Origin of the sequence: Candidatus Sordicultor fermentans (genome assembly GCF_012728195.1) — a bacterium.
GTDB lineage: Bacteria > Atribacterota > Atribacteria > Atribacterales > Caldatribacteriaceae > Sordicultor > Sordicultor fermentans.
This window is the reverse complement of the sequence record NZ_JAAYFP010000172.1, coordinates 1-2,300: the sequence shown is the minus strand read 5'-3', so window position 1 is coordinate 2,300 and position 2,300 is coordinate 1. Positions and strand designations below refer to the sequence as shown.

At 43.6% G+C, this 2,300-nt stretch carries 2 protein-coding genes and 1 pseudogene; 1 reads left to right on the top strand and 2 read right to left on the bottom strand.

Annotated features, from left to right (window positions below; translation table 11 throughout):
* Positions 1–335, top strand: a pseudogene (locus GXZ17_RS08820) (type II/IV secretion system protein); the annotation flags it as partial.
* 75 nt (positions 336–410) lie between these two features.
* On the opposite strand, the gene GXZ17_RS08815 reads toward GXZ17_RS08820, so the two are convergent.
* Complete coding sequence (locus tag GXZ17_RS08815) at positions 411–620, bottom strand: hypothetical protein (protein ID WP_409376920.1); 210 nt, start codon at positions 618–620, stop codon at positions 411–413.
* Between the two features lie 32 nt (positions 621–652).
* A complete protein-coding gene (locus GXZ17_RS08810) occupies positions 653–2,128 on the bottom strand; it encodes an aldehyde dehydrogenase family protein (protein WP_409376919.1) in 1,476 nt (491 codons plus the stop codon).
* Positions 2,129–2,300: the final 172 nt, after the last annotated feature.

Sequence of the window (2,300 nt, the reverse complement as noted above, 5' to 3'; positions counted from 1 at the left end):
TTATGCCAGTAGCGATAACCAAGCATTCAGTAATTTTAGCTGCCGGAGCTCCTCTTCCTTTGGAAGCTCAACAGGAAATAAAAGAAAGTTTAGGAGGAAGGAATCTCTCTGTAGTTCTATCCAGTCCTTCTCTTATTGCTCAAGCACTTCAAAGCCTGGAAGAACCAGACTCTTTACCTCAATTTCCTCGGTTAGGAGAAAAGCTTCTAGATAGGGGATTAATAAATGAAGAACAATTGGTAGAAGCCCTGAGAGCCCAGAAGTTCTATCCTAAACCTTTGGGAGAAATATTGGTAGAAATGGGTTTAGTGAGGCCAGAAGACCTGGAGAACTGACTGTTTTTCTTGATTCAACCGAGGTAGAGAAAACGAAAAAGTTATCTGCCCTATATTGTCATAAAAGAGCGGGGTTTATAAACCCCGCTCTTTTTCATCGATCCATGCATTAAGTCCTGCTATAAAAGCATCAGGGTCTTTTACTTTTTTAATTTCAAGCAATTTACCCAAACTTTGAGGGAAAGCACCGGCACAGCTAAATGGAGAGATCCCATTTTCCAGGAAATAAGCAAGAACGTCGTACTTTTGCATAATTTCCTCGACCGGGGTATCTTTAGTAATCATTACAATCACTACCTTTATTAGCTATTATGTATTCAGTAGAGTCCTGCTTTTTCTTCAGTGAGGCTGATAAAGATATTTTTCATTTGGGTATAATGTTCAAGAACGACCTTGTGTGTCTCGCGTCCGATTCCGGATTTTTTGTAACCGCCGAATGGGGCATGGGCGGGCAAATTATTATAATCATTCACCCATATTCTACCAGCTTCGATGCCTCTGGCTACGCGTAAGGCCCGGTTGATATCTTTAGTCCACACCGCACCAGCAAGACCATATTCGGTATCATTAGCCATCTTGATGACTTCATCTTCATCTTTGAAGCGGATGAAACAGACCACCGGCCCGAAGATTTCTTCTTGAGCTACTCTCATCTTGTTATTTACGTCTACTAAAATGGTGGGTTTCATGAAATAGCCTTTGTCGAGACCATGGTCGGTGATACGGTAACCACCGGTGGCTACTTTAGCCCCTTCTTTTTTACCTATCTCTATATAGGAGAGAATTTTTTTGAGCTGGGCTTCGTTGATTTGCGAGCCCATTTGAGTGTCTTTTTCCCATGGAAGACCTACTTTTACCTTTTCAAAAGCTGCCACGGCATCAGAGAGGAATTTATCATAGATTGAATCGTGGACAAACACCCGGGAGCCTGCACAACAGACCTGTCCCTGGTTAAATAAAATGCCTATCAACAGGCCTTCCATAGCTTTATCCCATGGTGCATCTTCAAAGTAAATATTAGCTGACTTGCCACCCAGCTCAAGTGTAGCAGGGATAAGCTTTTTGGCCGCTGCTTCAGCCACGGTGTAGCCGACTTCTGTGGAGCCTGTAAAAGCTAATTTACGGAAACCTTCATGTTCGAGCATGTAATTTCCGGTGGTGGAACCTCGGCCAGTGACGATGTTTACAACGCCGGGGGGCAAAACCTCACTCATGAGCTTGGCAAGCTCTAACGTGCTCAAAGATGTCTCAGAAGAAGGTTTGAGCACCACACAATCGCCGGCTGCTATAGCGGGAGCCAGCTTCCATGCGGCCATGAGAAGCGGGAAATTCCAGGGTACTATTTGACCTACGACACCTATTGGCTCTCTTAAAATGATACTCATAGTGTCTTTATCAATCATCACCGCTTCACCTTCTGCCGCTCGTATGGCTGATGCAAAATAACGAAAATGGTCTGAACTCAAGGGAACGTCTATAGTAGAAGTTTCACGTATTGGCTTACCATTGTCGAGAGTCTCTATCATGGCTAATTTTTCTGCATTCTCATCGATTAAGTCAGCTATTTTCAGCAACATAGCTGCACGCTCCTGGGGGCTCGTATCTTTCCAGGTTTCAAATGCCCTCCAGGCTGCATTTACTGCCATGTCAACATCTTCTTTCCCCGCCTCTACACAGGTGGCAAGCAATTCACCGTTAGCCGGGTTATATTCCTGGTATACTTTACCTTCTTTGCCATCAACCCACTTGCCATCAATAAAAAGCTTATAACTATTATCAATCAGCTTAGACATGTGAGAAAACCTCCTTTGTGTTTTTTAAAAAATGTCGGCTTTTCCCATGCATCACCGGAGGTTAATAACGCTGTGGCTAAATGCACATATAAGCACCCCCCTTCTTGGTTCCATAATATCCTTATTGATATGAAAAATCAAGCAAGGAACTATGCTCTGTGTCTTCGGGGGA

Coding starts and splice junctions, on each gene's coding strand:
- GXZ17_RS08815 (WP_409376920.1), bottom strand. CDS start 620: ATGATTACTAAAGATACCCCGGTCGAGGAAATTATGCAAAAGTACGAC.
- GXZ17_RS08810 (WP_409376919.1), bottom strand. CDS start 2,128: ATGTCTAAGCTGATTGATAATAGTTATAAGCTTTTTATTGATGGCAAG.